An 18,294-nucleotide genomic window follows, 5' to 3' on the forward strand; every position below is an offset into this window, starting at 1 on the left:
TTACTTTACAAAGTTTGATAAATATACATGAATGGCTTACATTGATATTTAAAGATCAAAATGAAACTTTACTCATAGAAATGTTTATATTTTTGACTGGGTTAGTATATCATTGAACAATTGTAGTCGGAGGTGTACGAATGAATAAAAGGACAGTGAGTCTTCTAATTGTATTGTTGATGATCCTTTCAGCAATTCCAGTAGCTTTGCCAGTAACGTTGGTGAGTGCCGAGAATACTCCACAGGTCACTCACACGATAACAAAGGTGAACGCTGTTGCAAAAGAACCAGAGAAAACAGCACCACCGATAACTAAAATAGAACCAGAGTTGCTTAAAATTCTTGAAGGGAAAGTCACTGTTAATGTTCCAGAGGTCAATGGAGAAAAACTGTTGCCTATTCATATAGTAGCATTATCAAGTATAGACTCTAAATTAAAGGGAATCCAAATTGTTGGCAAAAGAGAAATAGCAGGGATGGTAGTGTATCTTGCTTTGGTTCCAATAAAAGAGGAATACAAAAAAGTTCTCCTCAAAATAGCATCATTACCTGAGGTTGAAGCAGTTACCAGGACAAACCCGTTTGAGCCGGTGGGTACATTTGAAGAACCAGACGCTAAGAATAGCATAACAACCAAAACGATACAGATCAGAATTCCGGAAATTAGGAGAAAGATAGATCTATCAAAATTAGAGAAGTTCTCGGTTAAAAAGCTCAAACTTCCAGAGATTATGAAGCTGAGAGAGAAAAGCCCCTTGAGAAGAGGAGAATTAAAGATCACAGAAAGGGAAAGCCTAAATATTGAAAACCCAATAAAACCAGCAGACTACTTTGCAATCTATCACCATGGTTCCTGGAATACATGGCTTAACTTGGGGATTACTGGAGCTGGAGTTAACGTTGCTGTTATAGACAGCGGCGTTGACTTTGGAAATCCAGATCTACAAGACGCCTATGCCGTGGAGACTAATCCATCCTCTCCATACTATGGCTGGCCAATAGCGTTTAGCGGGCACTCAATGATATGGTACTTGCTCTTCAACTACACGTTCCCAACATATATCTATTCGTGGTATGCTGATACCTCTATAGAGCTTCCATACTTCTTGGTATATGGAAATGTCAGCATCGGCTACAAGGGCAACTTTACCACAGTATTCACGTCAATGAGCTTGGCCAATATTGAAAATGATGCAGAAAGAGCGGCATTCATTAATGAAACTCTGGCATGGATGGGAGTTACAAACTCCAGCAAAATCTTGCTTGTTGACGATGATGGTGGATGGACCCTTGATGAGTTTTATACAGCAGCTCTTGACATCTTGGGATTAAACTACACAGTATATGAAGTCCCTTATGGTAGCAGCGGTCCAAATGCAACCGTTTTAAGTCAATATGACGCCGTTATATGGTTCACTGGGGATACCTATCAATATACACTGACCCAAAACGATACAGCAAACTTAATGGCATACTTGAACAATGGGGGTAAGCTTTGGCTTATAAGCCAAGACTTGCTTGAGGAGCTTCCGTTAAATGACACCTTTGTAACAGATTATCTCCACGTTGCTGGTGTTGACCCGGATTATCCGGTTCCAACAATAATAAAGATGGCAAATAATACCTACAAAGCTAAGTCAATATACTATGGGTTCTACGGAAGCCTTACAGATGCATTTGCTGATTTTGTATTTCCAGATAACGAATCACAAGTTCTTGCAGTGGGATATGAAGCAATCGTCGGTATTCAGTGGATTGATCCAGACACAGGAAATGTGACCCAAATAACTTACATGAAGTTCCCAATGAATGAAACCCTTGGAGTCCCGACAAAGAGTGGAATATTCCACTTTGGATTCCACCCGGACATTGCTCTCTGGGTTGACTGGAATGGGGGCTATATCATTGTAGCGGATCCAGAGAACGCTACAAAATATGATACAGTTTATGCTGACATAACACCTATGCTCGTAGATGCAGGAAGCATAACCTTGGAGTATCTTGACTTCAATGAGGATTCTGGTCATACTAAGGATAATCCTGTTATACAGGTTGACTTCTGGGACACATTTAATGACAGGTTTGGCCAGGATGGATATGCTGATCTTTCAGGCGGACTAATATACTTCATAGCTGATGGAGTTAATCCAATCCCATATGAAGATGTTGTTTCATCAAACTGGGGACTTCCAATGCCAATTCCAGAGAACGGTGACTTGGTAGCATTCATGATAGGCAATGTCTATGTTGCCGGTGGAGATCATGGAACATTATGTGCTGCTGCTGTAGGGGCAAGAGGTAGAACATTCTATGGTCTAACATTTGGTAATGCCATTGGTGCAAAGATAATTGCAGAAGGTTCACTCTACCAGGGAGGAAGCTGGATTGATTATGTGTTCTTTGCTGTTGAGGGCTATGATGGAATTCCAGGAACAGGAGATGAGGCATTAGTAGTTAGCAACAGCTATGGTGCTTCATCAGTTATTGCCAAAGGATACACATGGGATGACAGATTCCTCTACTGGATAACACACTTCTATGCTCCGCAGGTAAGCTTCTTCTTCGCTGCAGGAAACGGTGGTCCGGGTTACGGAACAGTTACAAGTGAGGGAGCTTCGCCAGGAGTTATAACAGTAGGAGCAGCAGTTGAATTTGGTTATAGAGCACTCTTTGGATATGACGATGGACCTTGGGGATACGAGCTTGCTAACTATGGAGACGTCGTATGGTTCTCAAACAGAGGTCCAAATGCCCTTGGACAGGTAGATCCAGATGTCTTAGCTGTCGGTGCCTATGCTCTCGGAAGCCTTCCACTAAATGAAGTTGGAGATGGTTTCTGGGCCAGCGATCTCTGGGCAGGAACGAGCTTAGCAACGCCTATGGCTGCAGGTATTGCTGCTTTGGTGTATGAAGCATATTATTCAGCTCATGGAACATGGCCAACAGCAGAGGAGGTTAAAGAGATACTCATGAGCACTACCAAGAACGTCAATCATGATGTCTTCAGTCAGGGTGCAGGATTTCTGGATGCCTACAGAGCTGTGCAGGCGGCATTAAACTTGGATGGAATAATTGTGTCACCATCAATGTGGCAAGCAGGAGAAACAGAGTATCCGGCATTTGCAAATGTCATTTATCCAGGAGATAGTGCTTCACATGTCTTTGAAGTTAGAAACATGAACGTATCAGCATCAAAGGACGTTGAAGTTTCTGCAGAGGTGTTCCAGAAGATTGGAGAAGTTGAGTTCAATGTGACCGGAAATTCCTGGTACATGTACAGGATTGATCCGTTTATACCAAACGGAACAGACCTCATGAAGATTACCCTTTACTTTGACTATGACTACTTCGATACTGAGAGGGACTATTCAGCAGATGCATTCCCATGGTTCAGAGTTTGGGATGTCACATATGTCTATGATCCAGAGTCAAATACAACAGTTCCTACATTTAACCTGCTTACACAGTCACTTAATGAAGGAACATCAATCTCTGCAACATTAGGAAATCCATTACAGAAGTTCCACGACGGTTTATATGTCCAGATCAGAGATGTTCTCAGGTACTATGGCAAGACAGACACTTATCCCGCCAAGCTCAAACTGGAGTTCTACAAGAGGGTGCCATGGGATTGGGTTGCCATTAATACAACAACTCTCACGGTACCTGCTAATGGAACTGCAACATTTATGGCTACAGTGACTGTTCCTCTCAATGCTTCATACGGAGTCTATGAAGGCGCAATCTACCTCAAGTACGATAGATATGAAACGACAATTCCAGTGAGCGTTGTTGTTGCATCACCGACACCGAACTTTGAGTTCGGAGGAAATACAAATGCGAGTGGTCTCTACGATAACAGCAATGTCTACGGACAGTTTGACTGGAGCTGGAGATACGAAAGCGGTGATTGGAGGTTGTTCTACTTTAACGTCTCAAATGCTCACAACATGACAAATGCTTACTTAATAGCAGATGTTTCATGGGATGGCATTCCAACCGACATAAACCTTCACCTCCTTGGCCCCGCAGAGGATGGCTCCTTGCTACCGTTCAGTGCCATATGGCCAGGAATATTTGGACCATACACACTGGCTGAAATTGGAAGAAGCATAGATGGCTATGTGGGTGCTGGAATGTTCAAGCTCTTCACGACAAGCGGTACAAGTAGGGAAGTTATCGCAGCACCAGCATCACCTGGGCTCCATGCATTGTGGCTTCACAATGTGCTCTTCGATGGCAAGCAGAGCTACAGGACATTCAGCGGAAAGATTGGCATGGCATCAGTTACTCCCGGCACATGGATGGAGAGCATTAACTCAACTGAAGGTAAGAAATCATTTATAGTCCATCTACCTTCGTCATTTGGAATGCTGAAGGCTACTGCAGCCGGATTAACAGCACCGATAATCTATAAAGACAAACTCGCGCCACCAACTGGATCTGCTGACTACTACACAGTTACAGTTAAGGATGCCACAAAGCTTAGTATAACGCTTACAAGCCTGTGGGACGACTTGGCTGGTGTTGACCTTGACCTTTACGTCTACTACAATGGACAGCTTGTGGGTGCATCCTATACATCAACAGCGGATGAAGGAGTCATTATTCAACTCCCAGCATCGGGTACATACACAATCGAGGTGTACTCATGGAACAACCCGACAACAAATGCAACCTATGACCTCAAGATTCTTGCAATTGAACAGGGAGATCTACAGGTCGAGAGCATCAAGGAGATAGCAGATGGTGTTTACAACGTTACAGTCAGCTACACTATGAGCAGTGACAAGTTTGAAAACGCAAATACATTCTACGGAACGATATACTTCGGCTATGATGCAGCCCCAATGCTTATAGAGGTTCCAGTTACCCTCTACAAGACAACCCCAGAGATTATTGAAGAATTTGGAACTGTTGTGATAATGCAACCATATGACCTGTCATTGAACTTGGTACCAAATGAGGAAATCGCTGAGATAGGTACAACATATACACTTACAACATTCGTATCTAACTATGGCCCATACGACGCAACAGAGGCTGTGGTAAATCTTTACAAAGATGGAGAGCTTATTGATCAAGTAAAGCTCCCAGAATTTGCTAAAGGAGAAGTGTATAAAGTTGAGTTCAATGTTCCAATCGATGACGCAGAACTTCATGAGTACATGGTAGTTCTTGAATCCCCATATGATGAGGAGAGCAACGTTGTTTATGTAAAGGGAGTTGATAAAGTTGAGTTCTCTACCTACAATACTGGAAATGCTACAGTGACGTCTTCATTCGGTGGGTATGCGGAAATAACAAGTACTGATGTCACAAACAGAAAGATAACAATTACCGTGGATGGTGACCATGGAGCAGTTGCAACATTACTTATAAATCTGCCAAAGGATCTTCACTACTACAGTGTGCATGTAACTGATGCAGACCTCCTAAGTAAAGAACTACTTACCACACCAAACTCACACATCTTGAAAGTCAGGATAAAGCTTCACTCACCAGCAACTGTGAACGTGGATTACATGACTACTGGAGAAGCATTACAAGAAATGAACTTCGTTTGGTATATGCTCTACCAGAGATACAGCATGAAATTCAATGAACTCTACAACAAGAGTATTGAACTTGGAATTGATAATGAAACCCTCCAGGAGGCACTTCACTATAAGGAGCTTGCGGAGGAGAGTTACAAGGAAGCATGGAAGTTTGGAAACCCACTCCAGGGATACATAAGATCGCTGCCGTACATGAGAAAAGCATACCTCAACATCAAGAGGGCAGTAGAAATCCTCAGCAAGGCTATAGAGGAAGCTGAAAGCTCTTGAATCCTTTCTTTCTCTTTTGGCTTTGCTTTTCTACTTCTCTATTGTTATCATTTGATAGCATGTTTTTTGACTAACGAAAACTTTATATTAAGTTCTACTAATAAAAGTTCAAAACACTACATGGGGGTGTGGTAATGCCGGCAACTTTTGCCCTTGTAATATTGGGTGTATTCCTCTTGCTGATGCTTGTTTTGAGCGTTAAAGTTATCAGACCATATCAGAAGGGTCTTGTTGAAAGACTTGGAAAGTTCAACAGAATCTTAGAGCCTGGAATTCACTTCATCATACCCTTTATGGAAAGGGTAAGGATAATAGACATGAGAGAACATGTTATTGATGTTCCACCGCAGGAGGTTATCTGTAAGGATAACGTCGTTGTTACAGTTGATGCCGTTGTGTACTATCAGGTTATAGACCCAGTAAAAGCTGCATACAACGTCAGCGACTTTCTCTTGGCTATCATAAAACTTGCACAAACAAACTTAAGGGCAATAATCGGTGAAATGGAGCTTGATGAAACGCTAAGCGGGAGAGATATCATAAATGCTCGCTTGAGGGAAGAGTTAGATAAAATCACTGATCGTTGGGGTGTAAAGATTACAAGGGTTGAAATTCAAAGAATTGATCCACCAAGAGACATACAGGAGGCAATGGCTAAGCAAATGACTGCTGAGAGAGAAAAGAGGGCAATGATTTTGATAGCTGAAGGTAAGAAGGAGAGCGCAATCAAGCAAGCTGAGGGTGAAAAACAGGCAAGAATCTTAAGGGCAGAAGGTATAAAGCAGGAGCAGATCCTTATTGCTGAAGGTCAAGCGGAGGCAATAAAGAAAGTTCTTGAAGCTTTGAAATTGGCTGATGAGAAGTACTTAACTTTGCAATACATTGAAAAGCTCCCAGAACTGGCTAAGTACGGTAACCTAATAGTTCCATACGACACAGAAGCGTTAATCGGCCTGTTAAGAGTCCTTCAAAAAGTCAGCAAAACAAAGCTGCCAGAGCCAAAAGAGAATCCACCTGAAGGTTCATCAAAGAATTCCCCAGCAGAAACAGAAAACGATAAAATGCGGAGAGGTTAAAGAAAATCTGGGAGTGATGTGTGATGGATTATTTCCCCATTTTACTTTTAATTTTAGGCTTGCTGATCATAGTTCTTGATATGATGGTTGCGGCATTTATAACTCCAATTGGAATAGCCTTTGCTGTTCTTGGGCTGTTGCTTGGATTGGGTGTGAATTTTAACGTTGCATTTGTGATATCCTTGATATCTGCAGTTATCAGCTATCAGCTCTTTGCACGGCTAATCAAGAAAGAAACCGTTGATATTGGAAAGCCCAAATACACCTTTGAGCTTAAAGGGAAGAGGGGAAAGGTAAAAAGAATCAAAGGGGATGAAGTCTGGGTCGAACTTGAGGGCGAAGAATGGCTCGCTAAGCCTCTCGATGATGTTAAAGAGGGAGACGAAGTTGTTGTGGTTGATGTTGATGGTGTAAAACTGATTGTTCGCAAGACTTGATTAGGTTTTTAAGTCTAATATCCCTTTTCTATTACAAGGTGGCTCAAATGAAAATATATGTGAAGGTGTATCGCGTTCAAGGTGAGGTTTTGCTGGCAGCATGTGATGAGGAATTAATGGGGAAAACATTCAGAGAGGGCGAGCTTAAATTGGAGGTTAAAGAGAGATTTTACAAAGGCGAGCTTAGAGATGTTGAAGATTTAGAAAAATTGCTGGAAGAGGCAACAATAGCGAACTTAGTTGGAGAGAGGTGTGTTGGTAAGGCAATCGAGCTTGGCTACATTGATAAAGATAGAGTGCTCTACATTCAGGGGGTTCCTCATGCACAGATGGCTAAAATGCTATGGTGAGACTTCAAAGGGGTGAGAGTTATGAGTGAACGCTTCTGCTATAGGTGCGGAATAAGCGAGAGTGAGGGAGGGCCTTTAATAGATGGGCTCTGTCAGGTCTGTTTTAGAAAAGAGAATCCGGTATTGGTAATGGAGGATGAAATCAACACTGAACTATGCCAGAACTGTGGAAGCTACAAGAAGAAAGGGGTGTGGGTGGATCCACAAAATTACGAGCTCGACCAGCTGATATTTGAAGTTGCTGAAAATGCCCTCCTTGAAAATATAACTTTAGATGAGCGTGTTAGAGAAATCAGGATTGTGTCAAGGGAGGAGCTTAATGAAATTGAAGAACTTCCAGTTGGGGTTGCATACTTAAGTTATGAACCAGTTAACTGGCACATTGATTATTTTCCAGCCATTGTGATTTATGAAATTGAAATTAAAGCTCGCATACATGAACTCCAAAGAGAACTGCACTATGAAAAGAAGACTGTTACAGTTTATGTAAGGCAGACGGTTTGTCCGAGATGTCAAAAGTTCCTTGGAGGCTACTTCGAGGCTATTTTGCAAGTTAGGGCTGAGGACAGAGAACTGACTAAGGAGGAGAGAGACGAAATTGTGAAGCTTGTTCAAGAAAAAGTGGACGAGATAATGAGGAGAGACAGAATGGGATTCATTCAGGACACGGTCGAGCTTGAGGAGGGTATTGATTTTTACATGGGCTCTACAAGATCGGCAAGAAAACTTGCTCAAGCGATAAGAGACAGATATGGCGGGACAATAAGCGAAGCTTACGAACTTGTCGGTCTCGATAGACAGACAAGCAAAGAAGTTTATAGGACGAGTGTAAGTGTCAGGCTTCCTAAGTTTAGGAAAGGGGACATCGTCAGTGACAAGAATGGGAACATATATCGTGTTGAAGAAGTCAACGGAAAGGGAATGAACCTTACAAACCTATCAACACATGAGAGTGAACACAAAGACTGGAAGACTATAAAGAGAGAAAGGGTAGAGTTAGTTGAACACGAGAGAAAGGAAGCCATGCTCACGAGTTTAACCCCTAAAGAAGCTCAGTTTATGGACATGGAGAGCTATGAGACGTTTGAAATCGAAAGACCAGAGATTGACTTAAAAGAAGGGGAGATTTATAGGCTTGTAAAAATTAAAGGCAAATATTACATTGAGAGTAAAAAGGAATGATTTCATAACGTTTATAATCTCTGCACTTTCTCTTTTTCTTGGGGGATAAAATGAGAGTTATAGGAGTTGATCCAGGAACAAGGAGCTTTGATGTTATTGGTCTCAAGGATGGAAAGATAAAGCTCGACTTAAGCTTTCCAAGCGAAGTTGTTGCCGAAGAACCCAGCAAAATTGTAAAAGCCATTGAAGAGTTCAACGCTGACATAATAATCGGTCCTTCCGGCTACGGAGTTCCGCTGAAGCACATCAGCGAGCTAACTGAAAGGGACAGATTTGAGATGACGCTCGTTAGAGAAGAGGAGATGAAGCAAATCCCTGTTTTAATTGGCCTTCAGAAGATGGTCAACGAGATGAAAGAAAAAGATATGAATGTTTGGTTTATTCCCGGGATAATACACCTCCCAACGGTGCCCGAATTTAGGAAATATAATAAGATTGACATGGGAACTGCAGATAAAATGGCGATAACTGTTTTGGCGATCTACGATCAGGCTAAGCGCCTGGGCATCTCCTATGAAGAGGTTTCATTCGCCCTGCTTGAGGTTGGCTTTGGCTACAACTTCGCTGGGGCGGTTGACAGAGGAAGGATAGTTGATGGAATTGGTGGGACTATCTTTCCCGGCCCAGCATTTGTCAACAGCGGTGCTCTGGACGGGGAAGTTGCCTATCTGGTTGGTGAGATAAAGAAGTGGCATCTCTTCTATGGAGGGGCTTCAATAATAGCAGCGGGTGAGATTTTGTCTCCAGAAGAGTTCGCCAAGCGCTTGGATGAGGAAAGCTTTGCAAAAGCATGGGAAGCGATGAAAGACGGCTTTGTAAAAGCCATAGCGAGTGAATTGACGGTTATTGAAAAACCGAAGGAGATAATTCTCTCTGGAAGACTCATGCGCATCAGAGAGCTCAGAGAAGACGTTAAGGATCTCTTCGAGGAAAAGTTTGGTTTGCCTGTGGTTAAGCAGAGAGGTTTGGAAGGAAAAGCCAAAGAAGCTGCCCAGGGAAGTGCAATAATCGGCGATGGCCTCTTGGGAGGTCAGTTTAAGGATTTAATCGAACATGTTGAGATTAGAAAAGCCAGAGGAAGCGTTTTAGATTATGTTAAGTTTCCTCTGAACCTTTAGCTTTTCTTAACCTTTTTAAACCTTTGGTTTTGAACCTTTAGCGGTGAAGAAAAATGAGTAGGAGAGTTGTTATCATCGGTGGTGGAGCTGCTGGAATGAGTGCCGCTTCAAGGGTCAAGCGTTTAAAGCCCGACTGGGATGTTAAAGTCTTTGAAGCAACTGAGTGGGTGAGTCATGCCCCTTGTGGAGTTCCCTACGTTGTTGAAGGAATTTCCCCAAAAGAAAAACTGATGCACTATCCCCCAGAATTCTTCAGAAAGAAGAGAGGAATTGATCTGCACTTAAATGCTAAAGTTGTGGAAGTTGAGCAAGGACAAGTCAGGGTTCAGGAAAAAGATGGTGAGCATAAATATGAATGGGACTACTTGGTTTTTGCTAACGGAGCTTCACCAAAACTTCCACCAATTGAAGGGATTGACTTAAAAGGAGTTTTTACTGCAGATTTGCCCCCCGATGCAGTTGCGATAAGGGAGTATATGCAGGAATACGATGTTAAAGATGTTGTTGTGATTGGGACTGGATACATAGCACTGGAAATGGCCGAGGCGTTTGTAGCTCAAGGAAAGAATGTAACGCTTATTGGGAGGAGTGAGAGGGTTCTAAGAAAAAGTTATGATAAGGAGATCACAGACATAGTCGAGGCAAAGCTTAGGGAGCACCTTAACTTACGTTTGCAAGAGCTGACGATTAGAATCGATGGAAAAGAAAGGGTTGAAAAAGTTGTTACTGATGCAAATGAGTACAAAGCTGATTTAGTTGTGATAGCAACGGGAATAAAGCCAAACATTGAGCTGGCAAAGCAGCTTGGTGTTAGGATTGGAGAAACTGGCGCAATATGGACCAATGAAAAGATGCAGACAAGCGTTGAGAATGTTTATGCGGCTGGGGATGTCGCTGAAACAAAGCATATAATCACTGGAAGAAGGGTTTGGGTTCCTTTAGCTCCTCCAGGAAATAAGATGGGGTATGTTGCCGGTAGCAACATAGCAGGAAAAGAAATTCGTTTTCCTGGTGTATTGGGAACTTCAATAACGAAATTCATGGACCTGGAAATCGGGAAGACGGGTTTAACTGAAAGCGAGGCATTGAAAGAGGGCTATGATGTTAAAACAGCGTTCATTGAAGCAAGAACAAAGCCCCACTACTACCCTGGCGGGAAGAAAATCTGGCTCAAGGCAGTAGCGGATAAAGAAACCAATAGGCTCTTAGGGCTACAGGCAGTTGGTTCAGATGTATTGCCAAGGATTGATGCATTTGCGGTAGCTCTACAAGCTGGCTTTACTGTGAAAGACCTATTCTTTGCCGATTTGGCATATGCTCCCCCATTTGCACCAGTGTGGGACCCACTGATCGTGCTGGCAAGGGTTTTGAAGTTCTGACTTACCATTTTCACTTTTTATGGATTTTCTGATTTTTGTCCAATAAATTTTATTGTGAAAATTTTTCATCGAAAGATTTTTCAGATAGAAGCTTATAGGTTCGATGAGGTGGATATCTTGAAATCCAAGGTTGCAGAGAGAGAATTTCCCGTCCACTGGCAGTTCCTTAATGAAGTTCTGAAAAACCCTCAGCTCGTTGTTAGACATTTTCCGTACTTTGATAACACAGAAGTGCGCGATGGGAAACTCTATGTAAAATTTAAAGTTCCCAAATTCCTTTTTAATTTTGGATTTGAGTTTAAGCTTGAGGCTGGATTTGAAGAGAATAAGTGCATTTACACATTTAAGGGTGATAAGGGAATTCTAACGATTACGTTTGAGTGTTTGGACAACAAGCTTAGAGTGGAAGCGAGCTGGTCGGGATTTGGGGAATTCATGATGGGTAAGAACCTTGAAATATTTGCAAACGGCATAGCTGACTCTATTAAAAACTTTTGCCAGAGCCAAGCAAGAGTTTATGAAAAATGCGAGATATGTAAAATTGGAGAAAAAATCAAAGCTCATGTCAAAGATTTAATACCTTCAACTTTACCCTCCCTCCTGATGAGGCTGTATCTATCAAGTGGTAGTACCAATATTGAAATTGAAGGAAAAGCGTTGGATAGGAAAGATACATTTAGGGCATATATAAAAGATGGAAAGCTGGTTCACTTTACATTCTCTTCAGAAGAGGGGGCAATTGCTCTTGATATGAACATTGATTTAAAAGAGCTTGAAAAGGAAAGAGAGGTTTTTGAGGATATTCCCCTTTCAGGTGAGTTTGAAATTACAGCGTTTCCCTCAGATTTCAAGCTTCCTAAGGCTTAATAGACTCAAGAGAGCGAAGAGTGAAGATGCTCCAAAGTTTGCTGTAAACCCGCCGGCGTAAACTAAAAATCCACTTAAAAAGCTTCCTATTATGTATCCGAGTGAGTTAATTAAGTTAAATGTCCCCATTGCCGTTCCTTTTTCTCTTTCACCAGCAAGTTTTCCAACAATTGAGGTTGAGGAGATGCTTATGAATGACCATGAATAGCCAGCAAGGAAGTATGAAAGAAATGCTAATGGAAGGAGATACGGGAGCATAAATGTCCCTATGAGGATGGTCGCAATCCCAATCAGCCTCAAGGCTATACCCTCCTTTAAAACCTTCAGCTTGTCTCTGTTTTCAAGCATCAATCCAACCTTTAAGTACATAAAGGCTGAAACTGAAGAGTTGAGTATTGCAGCCAAATAAATATATCTTCTCTCAAAACCATTTTCTGCCAACAATACTGGAAACTGCGAGAAATACATCCCGACAGATATCCAGAATAAGAATGATGCAAAGTAAAACTTTCCAAATTTTGGCTTTCTGAGATTTATGTGCAGCATAAATGTTGGCACATAGCGTATTTTTTCAACTACATAGTTGCCGAAAATTCTGATGCTCTTTCTATTCACATAAATTGGAATCTCCCTAATTGTTTTGGCTCCCCAGATTAGTGATGGAATGTTGAGGATGGCAAAGAGTAGCAAGAGTTGCCTTATTGTGAGGTATTGAGATAAGACGAATCCCAGACCAAGCCCAAAAACCCATGCCCAGCCGCTTATTTCATTGAACTTTCCTATTCCATAATCCCAGCTGTGCTTCCTAACACTTCTGAGAACGAGGACGATTGGAACGGAAAGTGTTGAGGCTAAGAAAAAGGAGTAAACGGCATTGAGTATGATGAATTCAGCTGGGCTGTTTGCAAATGAGAGGACTGTTAGGAATATGCTCACACTGAAGAATCCAAATAGAATGAATATCTTCCTCCTCAAAGTTCTATCGCTCAGCTTCCCCCAGAACAAGCTGCCAATCATTGAAGATAAGCTTGCAAGAGAGTTCATTATTCCGACCATCTGAGCATTTCCACCAAGCTGAAGGAGGTATAAGGGCATTAGGATCGAACTCCCACCGGTTGAAATCTTGAAGGGTATAAACGAATAAAACCACTTAGGAACCTTTGATATTCCATAATATCTATGGGAGACCTTTTTTGCATGCATTGTGGCGTTTATTCTTTGACTCATTTCAAACCACCACGAGGCTGGTGAAGAGCAGGTTTTGGTTTATAAAGGTTGCTGAAAAGAAGAGGGCTTTGATGAACACCAATATTCATTTCCTTGCTGGGAAATAAAGAAGAAGGGGCTTTAAAAGAGGAACTGGCTATTTTCTTGCTGTAATCTCCTCATTGGATTTGATTAAAGTATCAAAACTTCAATCAGAAGCAGTTATAAACAGTTGTTGGATTAAAGATTGAAAGGGGTGGGACTATTGAAAAGTAACGTGATATGCTATAAACCCATTGGCATTATTCACACTCCATTTAAAGAGCCAAAAGGAGTTCCAATACAGCCTTCTGCAGCAAGAGGAATTGAGGGAAAAGTAGAAGTCTTTCCAGAATATGTCCAGGGTTTGAAAGACCTTGAGGGATTTTCGCATGTAGTTTTAATTTACCATTTTCATCTGGCAAAACCCGGCAGTCTGTTTGTCAAGCCTTATATGGACGATGAGTATCATGGAGTCTTTGCCACCAGAGCCCCAAGTAGGCCCAACCCAATAGGTCTCTCTATAGTGAGGCTTGTCAAAGTTAGAGGGAATACACTTCACGTTAAAGACGTTGATATAGTGGATGGAACGCCTCTCTTGGATATCAAACCTTATGTCCCGGATTTCGACGTTAGAGAGGTTGAAAGAATAGGCTGGCTTGAAAACAATATTCATAAACTTTCAAAGGCGAGGGATGATGGGAGGTTTATAATAGAGTAAATAATAAATTGAAAATCTTTTAATACCAAATTGGTGTCCCATATGGTCAGTATGCTCTTCCACCAATACCACCTCTAACCTCACGGCATCATCATTGCATCCAAGGAGCGTTCCTTAGAATGAAAAATTGATAAGCGGGATCAAAACATTCGTTAAGGGATGATAAAATAAGCTTCAAGCTTAGAATGTGAGTGTCGCCTCTTTGCAAAGTTAGGGATTTCTCTGCTGATATTATGGATGCGATACAATTCATACATATATTGACTTTGCCTTTCTTTGAACTCTCAGTTGTACATGTTGCCTTCAACTGGTCTGCAATTCCGCAGGCTTATGCAATAAGTTTATATTTTATTAGGTTTACCTAATTTTTGGTGAGGAAATGAGGAAGCTTAGGATAGCGTTTGGGATGGAAAATGAGGGAAAGCTGACAGATGGTCACTATGGGGACTCAGAGTTCTTTTTGATCTACGAAATCTTAGAAGATGGAACTGTAAAGCTCTTGGAAAAGAAACCAAACAGAGCTAAGAAGATGGAGGAGCATGAAAGTGAGCACGGTGATCTGAGGAAGTTTAGGGTTGTTATTGAGCAGCTGGAAGACGTGGATGTGCTGGCGGCGTTCAGAATGGGCCCTAACTTTTTGAGAATCAGAGACCAGAGCAATAAAGTTGCATTCTTTACGAGTACGAGGGATCTAAATTTAGCACTTCAAAGGGTTATTGAAAGCTTTGAAGAGCTTTGGAAGCAAGTTGAAGAGAAAAAGTCAAAGCATACTTGAATTTTCAGCTTTACTTTTTTTGTTTTGTTCAACTTCACAAATCTATTCGAAATCTTTATACACCATTAGGTTCACCTAATTTCGGTGAAAGTTAATGATAGCATTTGGCCCCGTTCCATCTCGCAGATTAGGAAAAAGCTTAGGTATAAACAACATTCCGGATAAAGTATGCTCATATGCTTGTGTTTACTGCCAAATTGGAAGAACAATCAGGATGGAAGTTAAAAGGAAGACATTTTATAACCCAGAGCTGATTCTCAAGGAAGCTAAAGAAAAACTTGAAAAAGCCAGAGCAAAAGGAGAGCACGTTGATTATATCACATTTGTTCCAGATGGTGAACCGACTTTGGATATTAACCTTAGAAAGGAAACAGAGTTGCTGAAAGAACTTGGAACTCCTTTGGCAATTCTAACAAACTCTTCCCTAATCTGGAGGGAAGATGTTAGAGAAGATTTATTGGAGTTTGATTTTGTCTCTCTAAAGCTTGATGCTGTGAGTGAGCAACTGTGGAGAAAAATTGACAGACCACACAAAAGCTTAAAGCTCAATGAAATCCTTAATGGAATGCTCGAATTCAGAAAAGAGTTCAAAGGAAAACTTGTAACAGAGACTATGCTCATCAATGGAGTTGATTATGGAGACGAATTTGAGAAGATTTCCAAGTTTCTGAAGAAGCTTGAACCAGATATAGCTTACATAGCTATTCCAACGAGGCCCCCAGCGGAGAGGTGGGTTAAGCCAGCTAGTGAGGAGACGATAAACAGAGCGTTTCAGATTTTTGCTGAGGCTTTAGGAAGTGACAGAGTGGAGTATCTCATTGGCTATGAGGGAAATGCATTTGTTTTTACTGGGAATGTTGAGGAGGATTTACTGAGCATAACAGCTGTCCACCCGATGAGAGAAGATGCCGTTGAAGACTTTCTTAAAAAGGCCAATGCAGATTGGAGCGTTGTTGAGAAACTTTTAAAAGAAGAAAAAATCATTGAGCTTGAATATGAAGGCAGAAAGTTTTACATGAGGAAGCTCAAGAGCAGAAATCTTTAATTATGTTCTATCTGAGATACATAATCTGGAAGGTGATGTCCCCTGATAGCTCTCATATCATTCCTGCTGGTTGTTCTTATTTCAATCATAATTGTTAGAATTGGAACGGTTGCATTAGAGATGACTGGGCTCTCAAGAGATGTTGCAGCTTTTCAGGCTCAGTCTGCCTTTTCTGGAACAGGTTTTACAACATCTGAGTCGGAATATGTGGTTTCGCATCCAATACGAAGAAAGATAATCAGAATTCTAATTTTTCTGGGCAGTGCAGGAATAACTTCGGCTATAGCTACTCTTGTGTTGACATTCATTGGCAAAAGTGCTGAAGAGGTTAAGCAGAATTTTGTCATACTTTTGAGCGGTTTATTGATTCTGTACTTTTTTGTGAGATCTAAATGGATAGATAAAATGATGAGAAAGGTGATTCGGAGGCTTCTTAATAGATTCTTCCCTTCACTTAAAATCTATGACTACAATCAGCTCTTGGGTATAAGTCGAGGGTACTCAATTGGTCAGATAAAAGTTAGAAAAAGCAGTTGGCTTGCAAATAAAACTTTAAGGGAACTGCAATTAGATAAAGAAGGTGTTCTAGTTCTTGGAATTTACAGAAAAGTAGGAGAAAAAGAGGTTTATCTTGGTGCTCCAAGCGGTGATACAAAGATTCTCCCTGGAGATTTGGTTGTTCTTTATGGGCCCGAGGAGGTTATATTGAACCTCTCGAAGAGGGTTAAAGGAATCAAGGGCAAGATTGAGCATGAAGAAGCAGTCGAAAAAGCTAAGATTAGGGCAATGCAAGAAGAAATGGAGCTTAAAGGTGAGTAATGATGTGTGAATATGTATATGAAAATGGTCAGAAGTGCAGGACAAAGCCTCTTAAAGGTTCCAATTTCTGCTCACTGCACATTCCTTATGAGGAGGGGGAATTGTTATATGGGGAGAAAATCAAAGAGATAAAGAAGAAAGCTTTTCTCAAGAAGATAAGGAGAGGGATTACATATTTTGAGGGTGTTTATCTCTATGATGTTCGGATTTCAGACCTTAAAATTGAGCAGACGATAGTCTTTAAGAATTCAAAAATAAAAACCCTTATAGTGGATAGCTCAGAAATTGGGGGTCTCACGATTTATGGATCATCAATCGAGAGAATAATCATAGTTAAAACAACTTTAAAAACTCTCATGATAACCAGATCAAACATATTCGGGTTTAATGCCCTTGAAGTGAACTTTTCAGGTTCTATTTATCTTAAAAACAGCGAAATCAGGTACATCATGATGAACTCATTTCACTATACCAAAGGTGAGGAGAAGCCAAGTGAAGAGGAATATGGGGAAAGGAGCAAGGCTTACGGCAGGGTCGAGCTGACAAATTTAAGTGGTGTGAGAAGGATTGGAATTAATTCGAGATATCCTCTTTTAAGGCAAATTCTTGAGGAGCATGGTATTAAGGTTAGCGATATCTCAAGAAAGCACGCCAAGGCTGAGATACTTGCTATAAGCGGGGTTCAGTTCGATGAAAATCCAAGATTTAAGCGACAGGTCAGGATTTTGCTCAGAGCATTCAACGGGCAGCTTTTAATGGAAAATCTTGAAATTCCCGGCCATGTTCAGGTAACCCAGAGCAAGATTAAGCTACCGGAGTTTGTGCATGTTAGAATTTTGAATAACATAATTTTTAGGAAAGTGCGCTTCTACAGTGACACCACTTGGAATTTGACTGTTCTGCCAAATCTTGTGGCAGAGCTGGATGTGGAAGGCTTTATGCTTTTGGAAGACTGCCAGTTTAATAATCCTTACATTGAAGAAATCTTTTACAGATTGGCGAGAACCTCATGGGAAAGAGGAGGGGATAAGGATAAAGCAGATGAATACTATTACAAGGAAATGGTTGCGAAAAGGAAACAGCGAATGACTGCGTATAGGAGAGGAAAGAGAAAAATTTTTCTGATCGAATCATATGTGGAGTGGCTTTTGGCGGATCTCACATGCAAATATGGCACCACTTGGAAGAGACCAATTGTAATCTGGATTATCACTGTGAATATAATCTTCCCGATACTCTTTTACATCACAAAAAGTGTTGAGGGAAGTGGAGTACCTTTGAAGTCTTTTTTAGATTATGTTTACTTCAGCATAGTCACCGCAACGACACTTGGTTATGGAGACCTGCATCCTGTTGGAATCGGAAGAGTTCTGGCTTCTGGTGAGGCTATATTTGGAATGTTCATGTGGGCAGTGCTGTTAACAGTTTTCGCCAGGAAGTACATGAGGTGAA

The 18,294-nt window shown here is 41.3% G+C and carries 14 protein-coding genes; 13 read left to right on the forward strand and 1 reads right to left on the reverse strand.

What is annotated here, in order from left to right; genetic code table 11:
* The first annotated feature begins 140 nt into the window (after window positions 1-140).
* The 8 genes from TERMP_RS10785 (at window position 141) to TERMP_RS10820 (ending at window position 12,237) form a co-directional block, all read left to right on the forward strand.
* Window positions 141-5,828, forward strand: a complete 5,688-nt coding sequence (locus TERMP_RS10785; RefSeq protein ID WP_013468449.1) for a S8 family serine peptidase — start codon at window positions 141-143, stop codon at window positions 5,826-5,828.
* Between the two features lie 134 nt (window positions 5,829-5,962).
* Complete coding sequence (locus tag TERMP_RS10790) at window positions 5,963-6,904, forward strand: SPFH domain-containing protein (RefSeq protein ID WP_013468450.1); 942 nt, start codon at window positions 5,963-5,965, stop codon at window positions 6,902-6,904.
* Between the two features lie 23 nt (window positions 6,905-6,927).
* Window positions 6,928-7,341 carry an NfeD family protein gene (locus tag TERMP_RS10795; protein WP_013468451.1) on the forward strand — a complete coding sequence of 138 codons (414 nt, stop codon included), beginning with the start codon at window positions 6,928-6,930 and terminating at the stop codon, window positions 7,339-7,341.
* A 47-nt stretch (window positions 7,342-7,388) separates the two neighbouring features.
* Window positions 7,389-7,691 (forward strand): DUF424 domain-containing protein, encoded by a 303-nt coding sequence (locus TERMP_RS10800; protein WP_013468452.1) that lies wholly within the window; start codon window positions 7,389-7,391, stop codon window positions 7,689-7,691.
* Between the two features lie 21 nt (window positions 7,692-7,712).
* Entirely contained in the window at window positions 7,713-8,873 is a 1,161-nt protein-coding gene (locus TERMP_RS10805; protein WP_013468453.1) for a 60S ribosomal export protein NMD3, read from the forward strand.
* Between the two features lie 50 nt (window positions 8,874-8,923).
* Window positions 8,924-9,991 carry a DUF1464 family protein gene (locus TERMP_RS10810; protein ID WP_013468454.1) on the forward strand — a complete coding sequence of 356 codons (1,068 nt, stop codon included), beginning with the start codon at window positions 8,924-8,926 and terminating at the stop codon, window positions 9,989-9,991.
* A gap of 53 nt (window positions 9,992-10,044) precedes the next feature.
* Window positions 10,045-11,370: a CoA-disulfide reductase gene (cdr, locus tag TERMP_RS10815; RefSeq protein ID WP_013468455.1), complete on the forward strand. Its 1,326-nt coding sequence runs from the start codon at window positions 10,045-10,047 to the stop codon at window positions 11,368-11,370.
* A 117-nt stretch (window positions 11,371-11,487) separates the two neighbouring features.
* Entirely contained in the window at window positions 11,488-12,237 is a 750-nt protein-coding gene (locus tag TERMP_RS10820) for a hypothetical protein (protein WP_013468456.1), read from the forward strand.
* On the opposite strand, the gene TERMP_RS10825 is transcribed toward TERMP_RS10820, so the two are convergent.
* The gene (locus TERMP_RS10825; RefSeq protein WP_048159856.1) at window positions 12,211-13,464 is read right to left on the reverse strand and encodes an MFS transporter; all 1,254 of its coding nucleotides are present in this window, start codon (window positions 13,462-13,464) and stop codon (window positions 12,211-12,213) included. The two genes, TERMP_RS10820 and TERMP_RS10825, sit on opposite strands and share 27 nt — an antisense overlap.
* Window positions 13,465-13,708: 244 nt before the next feature.
* On the opposite strand from TERMP_RS10825, the gene tsaA reads away from it, so the two are divergent.
* From tsaA to TERMP_RS10850, 5 genes are all read left to right on the forward strand, one after another.
* Window positions 13,709-14,203, forward strand: a complete 495-nt coding sequence (tsaA, locus tag TERMP_RS10830) for a tRNA (N6-threonylcarbamoyladenosine(37)-N6)-methyltransferase TrmO (protein ID WP_013468459.1) — start codon at window positions 13,709-13,711, stop codon at window positions 14,201-14,203.
* A gap of 379 nt (window positions 14,204-14,582) precedes the next feature.
* Window positions 14,583-14,978: a NifB/NifX family molybdenum-iron cluster-binding protein gene (locus tag TERMP_RS10835; RefSeq protein WP_013468460.1), complete on the forward strand. Its 396-nt coding sequence runs from the start codon at window positions 14,583-14,585 to the stop codon at window positions 14,976-14,978.
* Between the two features lie 94 nt (window positions 14,979-15,072).
* Window positions 15,073-16,023, forward strand: coding sequence for a radical SAM protein (locus TERMP_RS10840; RefSeq protein WP_013468461.1), 951 nt, complete (start codon window positions 15,073-15,075; stop codon window positions 16,021-16,023).
* A gap of 120 nt (window positions 16,024-16,143) precedes the next feature.
* Window positions 16,144-16,842, forward strand: coding sequence for a potassium channel family protein (locus TERMP_RS10845; protein ID WP_013468462.1), 699 nt, complete (start codon window positions 16,144-16,146; stop codon window positions 16,840-16,842).
* A 2-nt stretch (window positions 16,843-16,844) separates the two neighbouring features.
* Complete coding sequence (locus TERMP_RS10850; protein WP_048159858.1) at window positions 16,845-18,293, forward strand: potassium channel family protein; 1,449 nt, start codon at window positions 16,845-16,847, stop codon at window positions 18,291-18,293.
* Window position 18,294 lies beyond the last annotated feature (1 nt).

The sequence above is a fragment of the Thermococcus barophilus MP genome (assembly GCF_000151105.2).
In the GTDB taxonomy this organism is placed as follows: Archaea; Methanobacteriota_B; Thermococci; order Thermococcales; family Thermococcaceae; genus Thermococcus_B; species Thermococcus_B barophilus.